18 protein-coding genes and 2 pseudogenes are annotated in these 21,848 nt (G+C 34.5%); 16 read left to right on the top strand and 4 right to left on the bottom strand.

The features are described 5' to 3' along the window. The 16 genes and pseudogenes from hydA (at position 1) to ACVBED_RS07780 (ending at position 17,531) form a co-directional block, all read left to right on the top strand. A complete protein-coding gene (gene hydA / locus ACVBED_RS07855; protein ID WP_473094825.1) occupies positions 1–1,383 on the top strand; it encodes a dihydropyrimidinase in 1,383 nt (460 codons plus the stop codon). A gap of 159 nt (positions 1,384–1,542) precedes the next feature. Beyond that, positions 1,543–1,674, top strand: a complete 132-nt coding sequence (locus ACVBED_RS07850; protein WP_447121540.1) for a four helix bundle protein — start codon at positions 1,543–1,545, stop codon at positions 1,672–1,674. Positions 1,675–1,814: 140 nt separating this feature from the next. Next, positions 1,815–2,681: a nitrilase-related carbon-nitrogen hydrolase gene (locus ACVBED_RS07845; protein WP_447121302.1), complete on the top strand. Its 867-nt coding sequence runs from the start codon at positions 1,815–1,817 to the stop codon at positions 2,679–2,681. Between the two features lie 259 nt (positions 2,682–2,940). After that, positions 2,941–4,278: an NAD(P)-dependent oxidoreductase gene (locus tag ACVBED_RS07840; protein WP_447121301.1), complete on the top strand. Its 1,338-nt coding sequence runs from the start codon at positions 2,941–2,943 to the stop codon at positions 4,276–4,278. Between the two features lie 193 nt (positions 4,279–4,471). Continuing rightward, entirely contained in the window at positions 4,472–5,740 is a 1,269-nt protein-coding gene (gene preA / locus ACVBED_RS07835) for an NAD-dependent dihydropyrimidine dehydrogenase subunit PreA (protein ID WP_447121300.1), read from the top strand. A 181-nt stretch (positions 5,741–5,921) separates the two neighbouring features. Then, entirely contained in the window at positions 5,922–7,157 is a 1,236-nt protein-coding gene (locus tag ACVBED_RS07830) for a M20 family metallo-hydrolase (RefSeq protein ID WP_447121299.1), read from the top strand. 88 nt (positions 7,158–7,245) lie between these two features. Then, on the top strand, positions 7,246–8,454 hold the full coding sequence (locus ACVBED_RS07825; protein ID WP_447121298.1) for a helix-turn-helix domain-containing protein: 1,209 nt from the start codon (positions 7,246–7,248) through the stop codon (positions 8,452–8,454). 121 nt (positions 8,455–8,575) lie between these two features. Then, a complete protein-coding gene (locus ACVBED_RS07820) occupies positions 8,576–8,923 on the top strand; it encodes a hypothetical protein (RefSeq protein ID WP_447121297.1) in 348 nt (115 codons plus the stop codon). Positions 8,924–9,196: 273 nt separating this feature from the next. Then, positions 9,197–11,125, top strand: a complete 1,929-nt coding sequence (locus ACVBED_RS07815; protein WP_473094824.1) for an ABC-F family ATP-binding cassette domain-containing protein — start codon at positions 9,197–9,199, stop codon at positions 11,123–11,125. Between the two features lie 130 nt (positions 11,126–11,255). Continuing rightward, a pseudogene (locus tag ACVBED_RS07810) lies at positions 11,256–12,582 on the top strand (hydroxymethylglutaryl-CoA reductase, degradative). A gap of 169 nt (positions 12,583–12,751) precedes the next feature. After that, positions 12,752–13,138: a DUF423 domain-containing protein gene (locus tag ACVBED_RS07805; protein WP_473094823.1), complete on the top strand. Its 387-nt coding sequence runs from the start codon at positions 12,752–12,754 to the stop codon at positions 13,136–13,138. Between the two features lie 190 nt (positions 13,139–13,328). Further along, positions 13,329–14,081, top strand: coding sequence for a DUF1223 domain-containing protein (locus tag ACVBED_RS07800; protein WP_473094822.1), 753 nt, complete (start codon positions 13,329–13,331; stop codon positions 14,079–14,081). A 21-nt stretch (positions 14,082–14,102) separates the two neighbouring features. Next, complete coding sequence (locus tag ACVBED_RS07795) at positions 14,103–14,360, top strand: hypothetical protein (protein ID WP_447121295.1); 258 nt, start codon at positions 14,103–14,105, stop codon at positions 14,358–14,360. An 82-nt stretch (positions 14,361–14,442) separates the two neighbouring features. Then, positions 14,443–15,726 carry a chloride channel protein gene (locus ACVBED_RS07790; RefSeq protein ID WP_447121294.1) on the top strand — a complete coding sequence of 428 codons (1,284 nt, stop codon included), beginning with the start codon at positions 14,443–14,445 and terminating at the stop codon, positions 15,724–15,726. 225 nt (positions 15,727–15,951) lie between these two features. Then, a pseudogene (sucC, locus tag ACVBED_RS07785) lies at positions 15,952–17,144 on the top strand (ADP-forming succinate--CoA ligase subunit beta). Between the two features lie 96 nt (positions 17,145–17,240). Continuing rightward, on the top strand, positions 17,241–17,531 hold the full coding sequence (locus ACVBED_RS07780; RefSeq protein ID WP_447121292.1) for a GNAT family N-acetyltransferase: 291 nt from the start codon (positions 17,241–17,243) through the stop codon (positions 17,529–17,531). On the opposite strand, the gene ACVBED_RS07775 is transcribed toward ACVBED_RS07780, so the two are convergent. From ACVBED_RS07775 to ACVBED_RS07760, 4 genes are all read right to left on the bottom strand, one after another. Then, positions 17,520–18,491, bottom strand: coding sequence for a glycosyltransferase family protein (locus ACVBED_RS07775; protein ID WP_473094821.1), 972 nt, complete (start codon positions 18,489–18,491; stop codon positions 17,520–17,522). The genes ACVBED_RS07780 and ACVBED_RS07775 overlap by 12 nt on opposite strands. Next, the gene (locus ACVBED_RS07770) at positions 18,488–19,318 is read right to left on the bottom strand and encodes a UDP-2,3-diacylglucosamine diphosphatase (protein ID WP_447121290.1); all 831 of its coding nucleotides are present in this window, start codon (positions 19,316–19,318) and stop codon (positions 18,488–18,490) included. Before ACVBED_RS07770 ends, ACVBED_RS07775 begins: the two co-directional genes overlap by 4 nt. A 149-nt stretch (positions 19,319–19,467) precedes the next feature. Beyond that, complete coding sequence (locus ACVBED_RS07765; protein WP_447121289.1) at positions 19,468–20,208, bottom strand: YebC/PmpR family DNA-binding transcriptional regulator; 741 nt, start codon at positions 20,206–20,208, stop codon at positions 19,468–19,470. Positions 20,209–20,303: 95 nt separating this feature from the next. After that, positions 20,304–21,827 carry an OmpA family protein gene (locus ACVBED_RS07760; protein ID WP_473094820.1) on the bottom strand — a complete coding sequence of 508 codons (1,524 nt, stop codon included), beginning with the start codon at positions 21,825–21,827 and terminating at the stop codon, positions 20,304–20,306. Positions 21,828–21,848 lie beyond the last annotated feature (21 nt).

Genomic DNA, 21,848 nt, shown 5'->3' with positions numbered 1-21,848 from the left:
ATGAGTACTTTAATAAAGAACGGAAATATAATTACCTCATCTGATAACTTTATCGGCGATATTTTTATTGAAGGTGAAACCATTTCTGTAATTGGAAAAAATCTAAATTTTGAAGCAGACGAAACAATCGACGCAACAGGAAAAATGATTTTTCCCGGTGGAATTGATCCGCACGTTCATTTAAGTATGCCTTTTATGGGAACTTCTTCCAGCGACACTTACGAAACCGGAACGCGCGCCGCACTTTTTGGCGGAACAACGACTGTGATTGATTTCATTCTTCAAACCCAAGGAAAATCTTTGCATTCTGCGCTTGAAGAATGGCAAGGAAGAGCGACTGGAACTGCAGTTGGTGATTATTCTTTTCATGTGGCGGTGACTGATTTTAATGAAAATACGAAACCGGAAATCCAACAATTTATTGAAGAAGAAGGCATCACTTCTTTCAAAACTTTCATGGCTTACAAAGGCGCGTTGATGATTGATGACCGACAAATGATTGGTTTAATGGAAGAAGTTAAAAAATATAATGGTTTGATAAATGTTCATGCAACTAACGGTGATGTGATTGATTACTTAGTTCAAAAACATAGGAACGAAGGAAAATTAGAACCACTTTATCATTATTTATCGCAACCGGAAGTTACCGAAGCCGAAGCGAGTGAGCGATTTATCGACATGGCAAATTTTACAGGATGCACCGGTTATATTGTTCACATGACTTGTGAAGGCGCTTTGAATGCAGTAAGAAATGCGACAAATAGAAATCAAAATATTTTTGTGGAAACCTGTATTCAATATTTGCTTTTAGATGCTTCACTTTATGAGAATAATTTTGAAGGTGCAAAATGGGTAATGTCGCCACCTTTACGACAAAAAAAAGACCAGGAAACACTTTGGGCAGGGATCAATCAAGGTCTAGTGCAAGTAGTTGCAACAGACCATTGTCCGTTTATGTGGGAACAAAAATTATTGGGAATTGATGACTTTTCGAAAATTCCAAATGGACATCCCGCAATTGAAAACAGAATGGAATTGTTGTTTTCTGAAGGTGTTTTAAAAAACAGGATCACTTTGCAAAAATTCGTAGAAGTTTCTTCTACAAACGCTGCAAAAATCTTCGGAATGTTTCCTAAAAAAGGAACGATCTCAATTGGTTCAGATGCAGATCTGGTGATTTTTGACTCCAATGAAAAACACGTGCTTTCTGCTGAAAAACACCACATGAATGTAGATTACAGCGGTTATGAAGGTTGGGGAATTACTGGGAAAGTAAAAACAGTTTTTTTGCGCGGTAAAAAAGCAATTGACAACAATGAATGTTTTGCAGAAAAGGGTTACGGAAAATTTATCAGAAGAAATAAAGTGGATAATAAGATTTAATGACGAATAAGAATTTACGGAAATTACGATGAAAAATGATAATATAATTCAACAAAAAAGTTTTGCTTTTGCAATAAGAATTGTGAATTGTTATAAATATTTGAAATTAGAAAAACGTGAATTTTTACTTTCAAAACAATTATTAAGAAGTGAACTTCAATCGGAGCAAATATTGAAGAACCAATTGGAGGACAATCAAAAGTAGATTTTATTTCGAAACTTTCCATTGTTTATAGGGAAGCGAGAGAAACTTTATATTGGTTAAACTATTATTTGCAACTGAATATTTAAGTCAAGATATGGCGCAAAGTTTAATAAAAGATGCTCAAGTAATTTGTAGAATTATTGGTAAAATTCAAATAACTATGAAATCTAGTCTAGAGACAAAAAAACAACGTAATTCGTAATTAATAATTTGAAATTAATTTAAAATGTTAAGAAAAATAAAATCTGGTTTGATCCAAATGTCCCTCGCCATAACCGAAGGCGAAGGAAGCATTGACGAAATAAAACAAGCAATGCTCGAAAAACATTTGCCATTTATTGAGGAAGCCGGTGAAAAAGGTGTTCAGATTTTATGCTTGCAGGAAATTTTCAACACGCCCTATTTTTGCCCTGGACAAGACGCAAAATGGTATGCTTCCGCGGAAACCGTTCCTGGACCGACAACTGATTTAATGAGTGATTATGCCAAGAAATATCAAATGGTGATCATAGTTCCAGTTTACGAAAAAGATGGCGAAGGAATTTTGTATAACACCGCCGCGGTCATTGACGCAGACGGAAAATATTTAGGAAAATACCGCAAAAATCATATTCCACAAACTGGCGGATTTTGGGAGAAATTTTTCTTTAAACCAGGAAATTTAGGTTATCCCGTTTTTCAAACTAAATATGCTAAAATTGGTGTTTACATTTGCTACGACCGTCATTTTCCCGAAGGCGCAAGAGCATTGGGTTTAAACGGCGCCGAAATCGTTTACAATCCTTCCGCAACAACAGTTGGTCAATCTCAAAATTTATGGAAATTAGAACAACCTGCACACGCGGTTGCAAACGGCTATTTCATGGGTTGCATCAATCGCGTTGGAATTGAAAAACCATGGAATTTGGGCAGATTTTATGGCACTTCTTATTTCGTAAATCCAATGGGTGAAATTTTTTCCTGCGCCTCAGACGATAAAGACGAACTTCTGATTGCAGATCTTGATATGGATTTAATTACAGAAATCCGCTCAAAATGGCAATTTTATCGGGACAGAAGAGCAGAAACTTATGGCAACTTAACAGAATTATAAATTTTAAAATTATTTGGGCAGCAATTTCCGCCTTCCGTTCCCAATCTTTTTATTTTTTCGAAAAAAATAAAAAGGATTTCCACTCAAGTCGGGCTGCAAAAGATTCAATGTTTAATAGTGAAAAGATTTGGTAGAAAAATAAAATTCCGACCAAATAGAAAATAAAACTTTGTGTGCTAAAAATTTAAAATAGATAGTTTCTCTTGTGAAAATATTTATGGCTTTGTGCTAAAAGATTTCAATAAAAAGAAAAAAAACAATGATAACAACCAAAAAACTAACTACCGAAGAATATTCACAAAACTTTTCAGATATTCATCCCCCTTTTGAGAATAAAGAAGGTGCTATTTTGGAAGCAAATCGCTGCATTATGTGTTATGATGCGCCTTGCACCAAAATGTGTCCGACGAGTATTGATATTCCAAAATTCATTAAACAAATTGCAACCGATAATTTAAAAGGTTCCGCGAGAACAATTTTTACATCAAATATTTTTGGTGGCGGTTGCTCTAAAGTTTGTCCCGTAGAAAAATTGTGTGAAGGCGCTTGTGTTTATAATTTATTAGATGAAACGCCGATTCACATTGCAAAACTTCAGCGTTACGCGACAGAACCAGCCATCGAAAATAAATGGAAATTATTTGAAAGAAAACCTTCCAACGGAAAAAAAGTGGCCGTTATTGGCGCTGGACCCGCGGGATTATCATGTGCATTTTATCTTTCACTGCAAGGAACTGAAGTGACTGTTTTTGAAAAAGAATCAAAAGGCGGCGGTTTAATGACTTACGGAATTGCGGCTTATAAAGTAACGCCAGAATTTTGTGAAGATGAGGTAGAATATATTAAATCCATCGGTGGGATTGACATTCAATACAACCAGGAATTAGGAAAAGATTTTCAAATTGAAGATCTGCAGAATAATTTTGATTCCGTTTTTATGGGAATCGGCGTTGGTGTTGCGCGACAATTGGGGATTCCAGAAGAATTTTCTGATGGTGTTCAAGATGCCATTTCTTATATTTATGATTTACGAACGAACGATTTTTCCGAAATTCCAGTTGGCGATAAAGTCGCAGTGATCGGACTTGGAATGACTGCAATTGATGCCGCAACTCAAGCAAAAAGATTAGGCGCAAATGAAGTGACCATCGTTTATAGAAGAACAGAAAACGAAAAACCTTGCACAGACGTTGAGTTAGACATCGCAAGATTAGACGGTTGCAGATTAGAATTTTTAGCCGCGCCAAAAGAAGTTTTACTCACCGACGGAAAAGTTTCCGGTTTGGTTTGTAGCAGAATGACTTTGGGCGAACCCGATGCTTCTGGAAGAAGAAGTCCGATTGACACTGGCGAAACTTTCACTTTGGAAGTTGATATGATCATCAAAGCAGCCGGACAAACCCCTTTTGAAAATTTGGTTAATGACAATCAATTTCACAATAACTACGGAAAAATTTCTGTTAATGCAGACTTATCTACCAACTTAAAAGGCATATTTGCTGGTGGCGATTGCATCAATGGCGGAAAAGAAGTTGTTAACGCCGTTCAGGACGGAAAAGATGCGGCGAAATCAATTTTAGAATTTATAAATCAATAATTTTTCAAATATTTAAGATTACTTCAATTGCATTTAATTGAAACACAATATGATTGCAGCCCGTCTTGAGTGGAAATCCTTTTTTTGTATTTGAAAAAAAAGATTGGGAACGGAAGACGGAAATTGCTGCCCAAATAAAAAATAAAAACGTTTTTTAAATTAATTATCATACATCAATTATTAAAATAACATTATGGCAGATATTTCTTGTGATTTTTTAGGTATAAAATCCCCAAATCCTTTCTGGCTCGCTTCTGCGCCGCCCACAGATAAAAAAATTAACGTGATGCGTGCTTTCGAAGCAGGTTGGGGCGGCGTCGTTTGGAAAACTTTAGGTTCTCAAGTGAAAAATGTTTCTTCACGTTATTCCGCAATTAATTTTAATGGGCAAAGAATGGCGGGTTTTAATAATATTGAACTTATTTCTGACCGACCTTTAGAAGTTAATTTAAAAGAAATTATAGAAGTTGTTAGAGAATTTCCAGACAGAGCGATGGTCATTTCTTTGATGGCAGATAACGATAAAAAAAGTTGGCAGGACATCGTGAAACGCTGCGAGCAAACAGGTGCACACGGATTTGAATTAAATTTCGGTTGTCCGCACGGAATGACGGAACGCGGAATGGGCGCTGCGGTTGGGCAAGATCCAGAAATTGCAAAAATGGTTGTAGAATGGGTAATGGAAGTCGCCACTTTGCCGGTCATCACGAAATTAACGCCAAATGTACATTCAGTCGTTCCCACGGGAAGAGCCGCGGTAGAAGGCGGAAGCAACGCTTTGTCGTTAATAAATACCATTCAGTCTGTTACGGGAATTGATTTAGATACTTTTGTTCCCAATCCAAATGTCGGTGGAAAATCCGTTTTTGGCGGTTATTGCGGTCCTGCCGTGAAACCGATTGCGCTCAAAATGTTGACAACCATTGCGAAAGATTCGCTTACAAGTCAGGTTCCGATTTCCGGAATTGGCGGTGTTTCAAATTGGAAAGACGCTGTAGAATTTATGCTTCTTGGCGCAACTTCCGTGCAGGTTTGTACCGCTGCAATGAAATATGGTTTCCGGATTGTGGAAGATCTGAATGAAGGTTTAAGCAATTGGATGGACGAAAAAGGCTTTGAAAAAATTACAGATTTTATCGGAAAATCAGTTCCAACGATGACGGAATGGGAAAAACTCGACATCAATTATCATGTTATTGCGAATATTGACCAGGACAAATGCATCCATTGCGGCCTTTGTCATATCGCGTGTGAAGACACTTCGCACCAGGCGATTTTCAAAATAGACGGCATGCCTTACAATAATTACGTCGTAAATGACCCCGAATGTGTCGGTTGCAATCTCTGCAATTTGGTGTGTCCCGTGGAAGATTGCATCACGATGGAAGAACACCGCGTTGCGCCGGAATATCTCAACTGGAAGATGTTTCAGGAACAGGGAATTCCTTTAAGTGACCATTAAAATTTAAAATATTTGGGCGCACTATTCCGTCTTCCGTTCCCAATCTTTTTGTAATTGCGAACGAAATTTTGTAGTTAGTTCAAATTTTATATAATCGCAATTACAAAAAGGATTTCCACTCAAGCCGGGGCGCAACTTGGTTATAAAAAGAAAATTATTTATTTAACAGAAAGTAAGAAAAATGAACATCAATTCAATCCGCCTCGAAAATCACTTCTATGAAATGAGTCTTATCGGTAAAATCGGCGAAACTGGAACAAACCGACCTGCACATTCTGCGGAAGAAAAAAAAGCCTTTGAACTCGCGTCCACTTGGATGCACGAAGCCGGAATGCAAACGCGCATCGATAATTTTGGAAATTTAATTGGCATTGTAAAAGGGACAAATCCAGAATTACCAATCTTAATGCTCGGTTCGCATCTGGATTCTCAACCTTATGGCGGAAGATATGATGGCGTTGCTGGTGTTTTATGCGCCATCGAATCCTTAAAAACCATGTCCGAAAATAATATAAAACCAGAAAGGACTATTGAAATAATTTCTTTTGCAGACGAAGAAGGATGGCGTTTTAACAAAGGTTTATTTGGTTCCCGTGGGATTTTAGGAAAATTAGAAAAAGGCGAACTCGAAAGAACTGACGCAGACGGAATTTCCAGAAAAAAAGCACTCGAAGATTTCGGTTGTGACATTACAAAATTCGCCAATTCTGAATACAAAAAAGGAAGCGTTTATTGCTATTTGGAACTTCACATTGAGCAAGGTCCGGTTTTAGAATTTGGAAATTATCCTGTCGGAATTGTTTCAGGGATTTCCGGTCCACTTTGGTTGACTGTAAAATTGAAAGGAATGGCGGGGCACACAGGTTCTGTTCCGATGCCGATGAGAAAAGATGCATTGGTCGGCGCGTCAGAAATTATTTTAGAAATAAATCGCATTGCAAACTCAGTTCCGGGAAATCCAACCGTTGGAACTTGCGGAACCATAAAAGTTTTTCCCGCGTCCAGAAATATTATTCCGGAAGAATGTGAATTTACTTTAGACTTACGCGATATCGATTTAGACCGAAGAAACCGATACGAAAAACAGTTGCGCGATAAAATTGATGAAGTTTGCGAAAAACACGGTTTAACCGCAGAAATTACCGAAGATTGGAATTCCGAACCACGCTATTGCGCCGATTGGATCAAAGATTTAATTAAGAAAAACTGCGATAAAATAAATCTTGATGCGCCAGAATTAATGAGCGGCCCTTTCCACGATGCAATGGCAATGTCTTATGTTTGCGATTACGGGATGATCTTCATCCGCTGCAAAGACGGTATTTCCCACAATCCCTTAGAATTTTCCACACCCGAAGATTTGGCTTTGGGAACTGAAGTTTTGTATGGGACTATTTTGGATATTTTGAAAAAGTAATTTAGAATAATAAAACAAAATTTAAAACATCTTTATTTTAACTTTGGAATAATTTCTAAAACGCATATATATTTAACAAAACGATTTTATGTTATTTCAATTTGGATTTTATTCTTCTTTGTTATTAATCACATTCTCGCAAGGAATAATATATACTTTTCTACTACTATTTAAAAGATTAAAAACAGGAAACAAATCTAATTCTTGGCTAAGTCTTTTCATTTTTTTATGTTCTCTTTATATCGCGCCTTGGATGCTTGGTTTTGCCGGTTGGTACGACAATCAACCGTATCGCGATATTCTTTTTTATACACCATTACAGCATCTATTTTTTATTGGTCCTGTTATTTTTTGCTACACACAAAGTTTATTAAACCCTGGTTTTAGGTTTAACAGAAAACAATTTTTACATTTTATTCCCGGGATTTTGTATTTAATTTACATTATTTCAATCTGGGTTTACGATAAATTTATTGCAAAAACCTACTTTTTTTACGCCGATGGAATGGATAAAGACTTCGATAAATGGTACCAATATCTAGGATTGTTGTCGATGGTTATTTATTTTATTTTAAGTCTGCGGTACTATACTATTTATAAAAAATTAATTTATCAAGTCGTAAGTTATGCGGATTCTATTATTTTTAAATGGATCCAAACTTATTTAGTCGCCTTTTTAATCATGATTTTGTCGCCTTTAATATTTAATGGGGTATACTATTTTTACCCAAAACTAAATTCTTATATAGGCAGTTGGTGGTTTTTTCTGTTCTTTTCATTGGTAATGTATTATATTGCAATTACTGGTTATTCAAATCCTGTAAATTCTTCTATTCGTTTTAAATTTTCTGAGTTGAATAAACACCAAATTTTATTATTGTTTGAGGATAATAAAATTATACAGCAAGAATCTGTCATTGATATTGATTATGAATTTTCTAACGAAAATAATTCTACTGAAATTGATTTATGGAAAAGTAAAATTGAAAATTTAATGCAGCAAGATTTACTATTTAAAAATCCAGAATTAACTTTGTCTGATGTCGCAAAAGATTTACAAACTAATGTTTCAATAATTTCCAAAACTATTAATCAAGGTTTTAAAATGAACTTCAATGATTTTGTTAATAAATACAGGATTGAGGAAGTTAAAAAAGCGTTTGACAAAGGCGAACATAAAAAATCTACACTTCTTGGGATTGCTTTCGATTGCGGTTTTAATTCCAAAGCAACTTTTAATCGTGCTTTTAAAAAAAATACTGGATTTTCACCTAAAGAATATTTAGAAAAAGCATAACTTCTTTATTTTCAATACTTTTTCCCATTTAGAAATAGGTATCAAATCATAATTTGAAGCGATTGACTCTAATTTATACCGCAAATTTGCCACAGTATAAACCAAATAACAATTTCTAATTATGAAAAATCTAATCGCACTCATCATTTTCGCCACTGTAACTTTATCCTGCGAAAGTTTAACTTCTAACACTGTTATAAAACCAAACGACAGTTTTGTATTAGGTAAAAATGAACATGGAAATTTTAAAGTAAAATTAAAAAATGTGTCAAAAAATGACATCGAAATCCATCAGGAACCAAATGACGGTGGGAAGCATTCTTTTCAAAAAGTGAAACCAAACGAGTTAATTACAATAAAAATTGATAAGAACACGGCTTTAATTTTTGCCAATGCAACGAAAGATACTGCCTCTGTTGATTTAAAAGTTACTGGAGATACAGGACTTTCGATGGGTTACAAAAAATAAAAAAATATAACTAAAATAAGAAGTTGTCTCTTTTTACTAACTTCAATTTTTGCAATGTTCCAACTAATAAAGTTTTTTAAATAATTTTCAATTTAAATGATATCATTTACGCTCTGATTTTCAGAGCGTTTTTATTTATATATTTTGCAAAAAAAATAAATTTAAATTTTAAAAATATAACTATTGAGAATGGTTTAAATTTTAACTTCCCAATCCTTTCAAAATCACTACTTTTGCAAATTCAAAAAAGAGTTCAATTTTAAATATTATAGCGTGCTTTCAGTTCAAGGTTTAGGTCTTCACCATTCAGGAAATTATTTATTTTCAAACGTTAATTTTACCATCAAAAAAGATGATAAGATCGGTCTTGTTGGTAAAAACGGTGCCGGAAAATCAACACTTTTAAAAATGTTCACCGGCGGAATTAACTTCTATGAAGGGACAATCGTTCCGGAAGGAAATATTACGATTGGTTTTTTAAAACAAGATCTGGATTTTGTAAAAGGCAGAACCGTTTGGGACGAAACCATGCAGGCTTTTGAGCAAATTAATTTGCTTAAAAACGAACTTGAAGACGTTAATGTGCAATTAGTTACCAGAACTGATTATGAAAGTGATATTTACGATCAGTTAATTCACCGAATGACAGATTTGAATGACCTGTTGATGCACCACGACGCTTATAATTTAGAAGGCGACGTGGAAAAAGTACTTTTTGGATTAGGTTTTAAAGCCGATGATTTCCAAAAAATTACTGACGAATTTTCTGGCGGATGGCGCATGAGAATTGAACTTGCAAAATTATTACTTCAAAAAAATGATTTAATGCTTCTGGATGAGCCAACCAATCACTTGGATATGGAATCCATCATCTGGCTGGAAGATTTTTTAAAAACTTATAATGGCGCAATTGTTTTGGTAAGTCATGACAAGCAATTTATGACGGCGGTTTGTAACCGAACTTTTGACATCAATAATAAGAAAGTTGATGATTATAAGGCCAATTACACCAAATATTTAGAACTAAGCAAAGAGCGAAAAGAGAAGCAGATTCAAGCGAAGAAAAATCAGGATGTCGAAATTAAGCAGATGGAAGATAACATCAACCGTTTTCGCGCTTCTGCAACCAAATCTTCTTTTGCGCAATCTTTAATTAAAAAATTAGATAAAATTGACCGAATTGAAGTGGATAACGATGACGTTTCAAAATTCAATATTCGTTTCGTTCAATCTGTTGTTCCTGGGAAAGTCATTTTTGAGGCTAAAAATCTTGGTAAATCTTACGGTAAAAAGAATGTTTTCGATGGTGTCGATTTCTTCATAGAACGCGGCGAAAAAATTGCGCTTCTCGGTCAAAACGGACAGGGAAAAACAACTTTGGCCAAAATTTTATCTGGCGAAATTACAGATTATTCTGGTGAATGGAATTTAGGACACAATGTCAATATTGGTTATTTTGCACAAAACCAGGAAGAAGTTTTATCAGCAAATAAAACCGTTTTAGAAGAAGCCGAAGATGCATCAACTGAAGAGACTAGACCAAGAGTTCGTGATTTATTGGGAAGTTTTCTTTTTCAGGGTGATGATGTAACAAAAAAAACAAAAGTGCTTTCCGGTGGAGAACGAAACCGTTTGGCTTTGTGTAAATTATTGTTGCGTCCGTTCAATGTTTTAATAATGGATGAGCCGACGAATCACTTAGATATTCAGTCGAAGGAAATTATTAAAATGGCTTTAAATAAATATGAAGGCACTTTAATTGTGATTTCTCACGATAGAGAATTTCTTCAAGGTCTAGCCGATAAAATTTTCGAATTCCGTGACGGTAGAATGAAAGAATTTCTAGGAAATATTAATGAATATTTAGAATTTCGCCAAAAAGAAAGCATCCGTGAGATTTCTGCGGAACGCTCTAAACTTCAATTGGAAAAAGATGAATCTGCAATTCGCGCAAAAAAGCAAGTTGCTGTAGAAGTGGCACCCATAAAAATTCACAGTAAAGAACAGCAAAACCTCATTAATAAAATAAAAAAAGTAGAAGACAAAATTTCGGATTTAGAAACTACGGTTGAAAGTCTGGAAAAATCTTTTACTGGCGGAAATCCTTCAGAAGAAACATTAGAAAATTACAATTCAAAAAAAGAAGAACTGAGTTCGGCTTTGGAAGAATGGTCGTTTTTGGCGGATCAAGTTGAGATTTAAGACTATCTAAATCAATTATAAAAAGCGCAGAAATTAGATTTTTCTGCGCTTTTTTTATAAAACTTAGAGTAACCTTAATCTCAACCTTAATCCTAAATTTCCTTATCTTTGAAATTCAAACGCAATTTCTATGAATCATACGCCGGTAGAAGGTTTTTCTAAATTATCAAAAGAAGAAAAAATCAATTGGTTACTTAAAGAATATTTAAACGAAGACCAAGATTATAAAAAAGTTTTAGAGCAATATTGGAGTGACAATGAAACGCTGCAAAAGCTTCATGATGAATTTTCTGAAAATACTATTTCTAATTTTTATATGCCTTACGGTATTTCGCCAAATTTCTTAATTGACGGTAAATTATTAGCTTTACCGATGGCGGTAGAAGAAAGTTCCGTGGTTGCGGCGGCTTCAAAATCTGCAAAATTCTGGCTGAATAAAGGGGGTTTTAAAACCACAATAATCAATACCGAAAAACTCGGTCACACGCATTTTATTTTAAATGTTGAACCGCACAAAGTTTTGCATTTCTTTAATTTTAAATTAAAAAAGAAACTTTTAGAAGCCACAGAAGCGATCACTAAAAACATGCGACACCGCGGCGGCGGCATTTTAAATATAAAATTAATTGATAAAACGGCAGACTTAGAAAATTATTTCCAACTAAAAGCCAGTTTTGGAACAGCAGATTCTATGGGCGCGAATTTTATTATTCTGTTTAGAACAATTTGGAAAAACGTTGAAAGAAGAAGTTTCAAAAGATGAAACTTTCACAGAAGAAGAAAAAAATTCTCTACAGATTGTGATGAATATTCTTTCCAATTACACGCCTAATTGTATTGTAAGAGCCGAAGTTTCCTGTAAAATTGAAGATTTAAAAGATGAAAGTGGGATTTCTAATGAAGACTTTGCCTGGAAATTTAAACAAGCCGTAACCATTGCAGAAATTGAACCTTACCGCGCAACGACTCATAACAAAGGGGTGATGAACGGCGTAGATGCCGTGGTAATCGCAACTGGGAATGATTTCCGAGCCACAGAAGCTTGTGCGCACGCTTATGCGGCAAAAGATGGCAGTTATAAAAGTTTAACGCATTGCACTATTGCTAACGGTGTTTTTCGGTTTTGGATCGATCTTCCCATTTCCGTGGGAGTTGTGGGCGGTTTAACGAATCTTCATCCGCTTGTGAAATTCTCTTTATCGCTTTTGGGGAAACCTTCCGCACAAGAATTAATGAGTATTTTGGCAGTTTCAGGTTTGGCGCAAAATTTCGCTGCTTTGCGCTCACTTATTACAACCGGAATCCAGAAAGGCCACATGAAAATGCATTTGCTCAATATTCTAAATCAAATGGGTGCGACGGAAGCAGAAAAAGTACATTTCGTGACATATTTTAAAGATAAAACCGTGTCTCATCATGAAGTGATTGATGAATTTAATAAAATGAGAAATTTATAACAGCATGATTGGCCTCGTATTAAGCTTTGCAATTCTCACTTTTGGATTTTATTTAAGAGCCACAACAAATCCGGGTTTGCAAAGTTCAAAAAAATGGCTTGGATTTTTATTCTTTTAGGGCTTTTAACCTTCATTGGTAAACTAACATTAATGTTTTTAAAAAAATAATATGAAAACTTTCACACTAATATTTGGCACCGTTTATGGTTTAATTTCGGTGATTCTCGGTGCATTTGGCGCACATTTATTTAAAAAATTTCTAACCGTAGAAAAACTTCAAAGTTTTGAAACCGGCGTACGCTATCAGATGTACGCGGCTTTTTTTCTGCTAATTATCGGCTTTTTTTTAAAGTTCGAAACAGGCACAGAAAAATGGATCTCTATTTTAATGATTGCCGGAACTTTCCTATTTTCAGTAAGCATTTATCTTCTGGCCTTTCAGGAAACATTGAATTTGCCAACAAAAGTAATCGGTCCAATTACGCCTCTTGGTGGACTTTTAATGATCATCAGTTGGGGAATGTTAATTTACTTTTTCGCTAAAAACAGAGTTTAATTTTTTTGGAGCAAGAAGATTTATTTCTATCTCGAAAATTAATCCCGCTTTCCATTGCAATCTTTTTTATAATTTTTTTTAAAATTATAAAAAAGGATTTCCATTTTAATCGGGGCTAGTATCAAATGTTTTTTTTTTTTAAAACTGCAAAATACAAAATCATATTTTTTAGTATGTTTAAGTAAATCTTATGAAACTAAAATCACTTTTAATACTTCTTATTCTGCCTCTTTTTGGTTGCTCACAGAACAATAAGACTAAAACCACTCAAAATAGCAACAATTCACAATCAATAAAAGTAATTGAACTTTTCACTTCGGAAGGTTGTTCCAGTTGTCCGCCGGCTGATAAATTGGTTGAAGAACTACAAAATAAAAATTTAGACAACGTGATAATTCTCGCTTACCACGTGGATTATTGGGACAGATTGGGTTGGAAAGATACTTTCAGCCAAAAGAAATTTTCAGAGAGACAAAGTTGGTATTCTTCAATTTTTAAATTAAATTCGATTTACACGCCACAAATCGTGATGAACGGTCAAAAAGAATTTGTCGGTTCAGAAAGCGGTTTACTCAAAAGCGCTTTGGAAAATAAAAATCTTGCAAGTAGCGACGCGGGAATTCAAATCAAAATTTTAAATTCTGGTAACGGAAAAGTTTCTGTGGAATATAAATTAGATAAAATAAATCCGGATGAAAATTTAAATTTTGCGTTGGTTGAAAATCATGCCATTACGCAAGTAAAACGGGGCGAAAATAGCAATCGAACGCTTTCTCATGTTGATATTGTGAGAGAATTTCAATCTACAAAGCCAGAAAAATCCGGTAATATTGATTTGAATAATGAGAATTTAATTCCAAAAGATTTTCACGTGGTTGCGTTTTTACAAAATAAAAAAACGGGAAAAATTTCAGAAGCAAAATCTACGACGCTTTCACAATAACTTTTATAATAGCAAAATTCTATGTTCTTTATCTTCGGGATCAGTAAAAAATTAAAAAAGAAAATTGACCAAAAAGTTCTTTATAATGGCGAAATGGTTACTGGAATTATCAAAGTTTACCGTTTTTATTTCGACTTCTTTTTTATTCCATTTATTCCTTTGCACAGAACTTACAGTTTGTATATCCCAAAAACTGATGAGTATTTTGAAAATAATTATTTTGGGAAAATGCCAAAAAAATATTTAGAAATTTGCAAAAAGGCTACAAAATCAGTTTAGAAAATAAGCAGGTCGCTTTTTTATTTTTTTTAAATTTGCAGAAATGAAAAATAGGCAGACTATTTTTGATAAGAAGTAAAAAATGAAATTACGCCGCCGCAGAAAATTAGTCCATTATCTAAATATTTTAGATCAACCGATAAAATTTAGTCCTTTTGTTTTTAGTAGAAATTTTCTGATGTGGGCAACTGTGGGTTTAGTTGGCGGTTTTATTGCGGCGCTATATTGGATCGTTCTTGTGTTTTTAACAGCAAAAGCACACTTATTTGTTGGTTGGGAAGTCATTCCATTAATGTCAGTAGCTGGCCTTCTTGCAGGACTAATTATCCATTTTATTGGTGACCCCGGCGAAATGCATTTAATTGTAAATAACATCCGGTTTAATAAAGGAAAACTTGATCCTAAAAATAATCCATCTGCGATTTTGTCTTCTCTTCTCTGCGTTGCATCAGGCGGAAGTTTAGGACCGGAAGCACCTTTAGTACAAATTACGGGTTCGACGGGAACTTGGCTAGGTAAAATTTTTCGTTTAAAAGGTGAAGATTTAAGATCATTAACTATTGCTGGAATGGCTTCTGGGTTCACTTCACTTTTTGGCGCGCCACTCGGTGGAAGTTTATTTTCCTTAGAAATTCTACATCATGAACATGCGGTGGAATATTACAAGGCGATCATACCAGCGCTGGTTTCCAGTTGTTTTAGTTATGTTGTTTTTGCTTTGATTATTCATTTGGGTTTAGGCGCTACCTGGAATTTGCAGGATTATCAATATTCTGGCGTGTACGATTTCCTTTATGCTGTTCTTTTCGGCATTTGCGCTACCATTATCGGCTGGACGTTTATATATGTCACAAAATTTTTCAAGAAATTATTTGAAGCGAAACCTTTACCGATCTACATTCAAACTTTAATTGGTGGGATTTTATTGGGAATTATTTCTTACTATTTTCCAATCACTAGATTTTTTGGGCATGCTGAAATTAATACTTTAATCAGTTCTAATTACACTTTGTTAATGCTTGTTTTGATTTTAATTTTTAAAATTTTAGCCACTTCAATTACGGTAACTTCGGGATGGCGAGGTGGATTTATTATTCCTCTATTTTTTGTGGGAACTGCATTGGGATTGATCATTCACCATATTTTCCCTCAGACAAATCTAACGTTGGCGATTGTAAGTTGTATGGCCGCCATAAATTCTTGCGTAACGAGAACACCGATGAGCACTACGATTTTATTGGCAACGCTTACAGGATTTACCTATTTTATTCCGATACTTTTCGCGAGTTTGACAGGTTATTTTCTTGCTCCAAAAATTCCTTTTATAAGTGCACAATCAGACAGAAAGCATACGGAAGTATTTTAAATACTTGAAATTTTTGAACGTAAAAAAATTTTTCCGAAAAATCTGCAGCCCGACTTGAGTGGAAATCCTTTTTTTTTGCATTTAAAAAAAAGATTGGAATCGGAAGGCGGAAATTGCTGCCCAAATAATCTTTATTATATTTTTTCAAGTGTCTAAAGTTTAGTGAAAGTGCTTCTTTTTTCTTAAATTTGTAAATCTTAAAAAAATAATTAATTAAAATAAATTATGAATCTTCACGAATATCAATCGAAAGAACTTCTTGCAAAATACGGCGTAAGAATACAACGTGGACACGTTGCAAACACTGTAGAAGAAGCGGAAAAAGCAGCACAAAAATTAGCAGACGAAACCGGCGCGAAAGCTTGGGTAGTGAAAGCGCAAGTGCATGCAGGTGGACGTGGAAAGGGCGGCGGTGTAAAATTCTCGCCAAATATGGAAAAATTGAAGGAAAACGCGGGAAATATTTTAGGAATGCAGTTGGTGACGCCGCAAACTTCCGCAGAAGGTAAAAAAGTACACATGGTTTTGGTAGCGGAAGATGTTTACTACCCCGGTGAAACTGAAACTAAAGAATTTTACGTTTCTGTGCTTTTAGACAGAGCGCAAGGAAAAAATATGATCGTTTATTCTACAGAAGGTGGAATGGATATTGAGCACGTTGCGGAAGTAACGCCTCATTTAATTCATAGCGAAGTGGTTGATCCGGCAGTTGGATTACAAGGTTTTCAAGCGAGAAAAATTGCTTTTAATTTAGGTTTAGAAGGTGACGCTTTTAAAGATTTTACAAAATTTATCACATCACTTTATAGTGCTTACGTTGGAATTGACGCTTCTTTATTTGAAATTAATCCGGTTTTAAAAACATCCGATAATAAAATTATAGCTGTAGATGCTAAAGTAAATATCGATGATAATGCGCTTTTCCGACAAAAGGAATTAGCTGACATGCGCGATCGCGTGAGGAAAATGCGATAGAAGTTGAAGCAGGAGAAGTGGGATTAAATTTCGTGAAATTAGACGGAAACGTAGGATGTATGGTGAACGGAGCTGGATTAGCAATGGCGACTATGGATATTAATAAATTATCTGGCTGAAATCCTGCAAACTTCCTTGACGTTGGCGGAACTGCTGATGCAGAACGAGTTGAAACTGCTTTTCGAATTATATTGCAAGACAAAAATGTGAAAGCAATTTTAATCAATATTTTTGGTGGAATTGTACGTTGCGACAGAGTTGCGCAAGGTGTAGTAGATGCTTATAATAATATGGGTTCTCTTCCAGTTCCACTAATTGTAAGATTACAAGGAACAAATGCGGTAGAAGCTAAAAAACTGATTGATGATTCTGGCTTGCCAGTTCACTCAGCGATTACTCTGGAAGAAGCCGCAGATAAAGTAAAAGAAGTTTTAGCAAACTAAGATTTTTGACATAAAATATAGAAAGAAGATCAATTTTGGTCTTCTTTTTTCATTATACTAGCTCAATAATTTTACCTAAATTTAAATAAAAAAAATATGGAATTTATCAATAATAGAAATGGAAATGGCGGGTTTATCACTTTAAATAAAGAAGTAGACGAAGTTGGGCGATTAACTTACACAATTTTTCCCGATGACCACAAATTAATAATCTCTTTTGTTTTGGTTCATCCAAAATTTGAAGGCCGTGGAATGGGGAAATATTTGGTAGAAGATGCCATAAAATTTGCGCGCGAAAATAAATGGAGCGTCTATCCCCATTGCAGTTATGCAAGATCCGTAATGAAAAGAATGAATGATGTAGATGACGTATTTTTAGAAAGTTAGCACTTCTTTAACTATTATTTCTTCGATATTATCTGGATAGTCTACCTTAATATTTTGATCAGAATTTATCCAATCTGAAATTTCTTTTACATCTAAAATTTTAGAATTACTTACGCCTATTTGATTTAATGCAAAAGCATTGCATTCTTGCTCATAATGATTATGAATAGGGATCACAAATAGTTTTTTATCCATAAACAGCGCTTCCGCAGGACCTTCAAAACCAGCGTTGCACAAAAAACCGTCGCACTTTTCAAAATAATGTAGAAAGTTTATTTCATCTATAGCAAAAATTTGTACATTTTTTTCTACGCAATTCAAGATGTTTTCCTTCGAAAATATCTTCCACTCCACCGGAATTTGCTTTAAAACTTGAATGATATTTTCTAAGGAAAAACTAGGTAGATAAACTAAATAAAATCCCATTTTTGATGGATTAAGGCCTCTAATTTTTCTCCTAATTACAGGTTTTTTAATCTGAGGGTGATAATTTTCAAAGTGAAAACCTATTTTATTTTTACTTGGTGCATAATTTTTTAAGATTATTTTGCCGACCAAATCATCTGATGGTGGTTTGGGTGTTTCTTTAAAACTCATTGCCGCCTGATGACTTAACTCAAGCATTTTAAAATTTTTCAACTTGCAAGCCCAAGCAGTTAAGGGTTCGTAATCATTTATAATTAAATCATACTGATTCAAATTAATTTCATTGATTGTCTTAAATGCTTTTAGAAAATTATTCTCAAAAAATGTTTTTATATAAGAAATTCCACCATTTTTATTATACAACAGCGAAATACCTTTATGCTGAAAATTAATTTGGAAATCTGTTCTTAACTGAGACTGGTGACCACTAATTAAAATATCTACGGAACAATATTTTTTAAGAATGGGAACAATTTCTTGTGCGCGAGCGATATGTCCGTTTCCTGTTCCTTGAAACGCGTAAAGCACTTTCATGTTAAAGAAAATTGAGTAACAATTTTTAAAAGTTGATCGTTACTTATTTCGGGAATATCATCTGGATCTTCACCTAAAAGTAAATGCTTATTTTCTTCATAATAAAAGATTTCCCACTCACCGTTATTATATTCTAGAGCAGAAAGATTTTCTACCCAATCACCAGAATTAAGATAAATGCAAGAGCCATTTTTATTTGTGACTTTGCGAATTTGGGGTTGGTGAATATGACCGCATATTACGTAATCATAGCCATTATCAATGGCAAGTTCGGAAGCGGTTAATTCAAAATCTCCAATAAATTTAACTGCTTTTTTAACGTTACTTTTTATTTTTTTTGAAAATGAATATTTTTCTTTTCCCATTTTGTCTAAAAACCAATTCACTATAGTATTAATTACTATTAATAAATCGTAACCTTTTCCGCCTAATTTCGCAAGCCATTTAGAATGTTGAACGGAAGCATCAAAAACATCACCATGGAAAATCCAGATTTTCTTTCCATTTAGTTTAAGAAAAAGTTTGTTACAAAGTTTTAAATTACCCAATTTAAAATCAGTGAATTTCCGGAACATTTCGTCATGATTGCCCGTAATATAAAACACATCTATATTTTTTGAAGCGAATGAAATAATTTTCTTTATTATCTTTAAATGAGATTTGGGAAAGTAAGATTTTTTAAATTGCCAAATATCAATAATATCACCATTTAAAATCAATGTTTTCGGTTGAATAGAATTTAAATATCGAAGCAATTCTTTGGCTTTACAACCATAGGTTCCTAAATGTACATCTGAAATAACAACTAGTTCTACGTTTCTTTCCATTCGCACATATTTATTTGTGTTTCAACAACCAAATGTAATCAACTAATCAAAATTGGAATTTAAATTTTACCAAACATAGCGATCGTATTGATCATTAATCACAAAGAAACAACTTGAAAATGAACTGGATATGAATGCAACATTATCTTTTATAAAGATGCCAGCAGTTGCTCTGTAATTTCCATATTATGATAGATATTTTGCACGTCGTCGTCTTCTTCAAATCTATCAAGCATTTTCATATTAATCTTAAACTGCTCTTCATTAACTGATTTTGTAGCATTTGGCAGACGCTGCAAATCGCCGCTCATTACTTCAATTTTAAGATCATCGAGTTTATGCGACAATGATCCAAAATCTTCAAAAGCAGTGGTAATGAATACTTCTGAAGCGTCCTGATCTATATCTTCGGCACCAGCATCAATCATTTCCATTTCGAACTCATCCCAGTCTAATTTTACTGCAGATTCCTCTAAGTGAAAAATACCTTTTCTGTCGAATATGAATGCAAGCTCGCCATTCTTTCCTAGATTACCATCAAATTTATTAAAAATCGCTCTAACGTTTGCCACTGTTCGCGTGGGATTATTTGTTGTGCATTCTACAAAAAATGCAATTCCACCTTGTCCATAACCTTCGTAGGTGATTTCCTCATAATTTTCTGCATCTGCACCACTAGCTTTTTTAATGGCTCTTTCAACGTTTTCCTTTGGCATATTTGCACCTTTTGCATTTCTGATACAATGTCTCAAAGATGGATTTGCTTCTGGATCAGGACCGCCTGCCTTCACAGCTAGGGCAATATCTTTTCCAATCTTAGAAAATGTTTTAGCCATTTTATCCCATCTGGCCATTTTAGATGCTTTTCTATATTCGAATGCTCTTCCCATAATATCTATTAATTAATACTTGCAAATTTACACAAATCATAAAAAACGCCCTCAAAATTGAGAGCGTTTTTTTATAATTTGAAAAGAATTTATTATTATTTTCTTTTTTTCATCATTTTTTTCTTGCTTGACTTCATCATTTTCTTTTTACCTGTTTTCGTTGCTGTTTTTTTAACAACTACTGGTAAGTCAGATTTGTCCATTGCATCAAAAGCAGCTTTGTCAACCGAAGTAACTACTACTTTTCTATCAGCCATTCTATCAGCATCAGAAGCTGTTTCAGCAACCATTGCGTTTGCTTCACCTACTCCTTTAGATTTCAACTGATCTGTTGATACTCCTCTAGCTTCCAAAGCAGCAACTACCGAAGCAGCTCTTTCTCTAGAAAGTTTTAAGTTATAAGCATCTGAACCTTTTTTATCAGTTTCACCTGTTACTAAGAATGTACCACCGTTAGAAGATTTAACTACAGTTGCAGCTTGATCTAATTTATCACTTGATTCTGGTCTTAAGGTAGCTTTATTAAAGTTAAAGAAAATACCTTTAAGAGCTCCTGTAGCATCATCAGCGTAAGCGGCTTGTGGTTTTGGACAACCGTTGTATTCTTTTAAACCGAAAACTGTAGGACAAGCATCATCCTTATCTAAGATTCCGTCACCATCAGTATCTGGCCAAGGACATCCTTTATTTTCAACCGGACCTGCAACTGTAGGACAAGCATCATCTTTGTCTAATACACCATCACCGTCAGTATCTGGCCAAGGACATCCGTCATTTTCAGCTGGACCTGCAACTGTAGGACATTTGTCTACTTTATCAAATACACCATCGCCATCAGTATCAGGACAACCGTTAAATTCTGGATTTGAAGAAGCAATACCTGGTACATCTGGACATGCGTCATCTTTATCCATTATTCCGTCTTTATCCCTATCAGTGTTTCCAAATCTAAATAATAGGGAAGCAGATGCTTGAAAAAAGTTTGGAACTCTCGTTTTTTCTATAGGGGTGGAAACATAATCACCTTGAATACCAAGGCCAAAGTTTTTAGTTACCCAAAAATTAGATCCTATACCAACTGAAGCTGCAAAATGATTCGCTTTACCTGAAAGATTACCATCTCTGTCATATTGAGAGTAATTAATTCCAGTTACAGAAGTTCTTGGAAAAGTAAGACTAGTATAATCATGTCTCAAATAATTTCCACCAACTCTCACGTAAGGATCAAACCAAGAATCTTCACTCCAAAAACCATTTACTTTAAATTGTAAACCTAAGCCTGTCATCAAGAAAAATTGTTTTGGATAAGCAAATTTCTTGTTATCTACATTACCAACAGTAGTCTGCCAGTCAATAACTAAAAATTTGTTAATATTTCTCGCAACAGTTAATTTTGATAATGGCGGTGTGATAGTAAAATTGCTTACGTTATACAAGTCACCAATAGTTCTTCCACCAAAAGCAGTAGATAAAACATTGCCCGCATTTCCACCAGCTGCTATGTGGTTTTCACCATGAGCTCCTACCCCAATAACCCAAGGGTTTGTAGTAGTTTGAGCGAAAACAGTAGAGGCAACTGTTAGTGCCAATGCTGAAATTCCTAATTTTAGATTTTTCATAGAATTAAATGATTAAATAAT

Source organism: Halpernia sp. GG3, from assembly GCF_052976925.2.
This window is presented reverse-complemented; position numbering and strand designations above follow the sequence as displayed.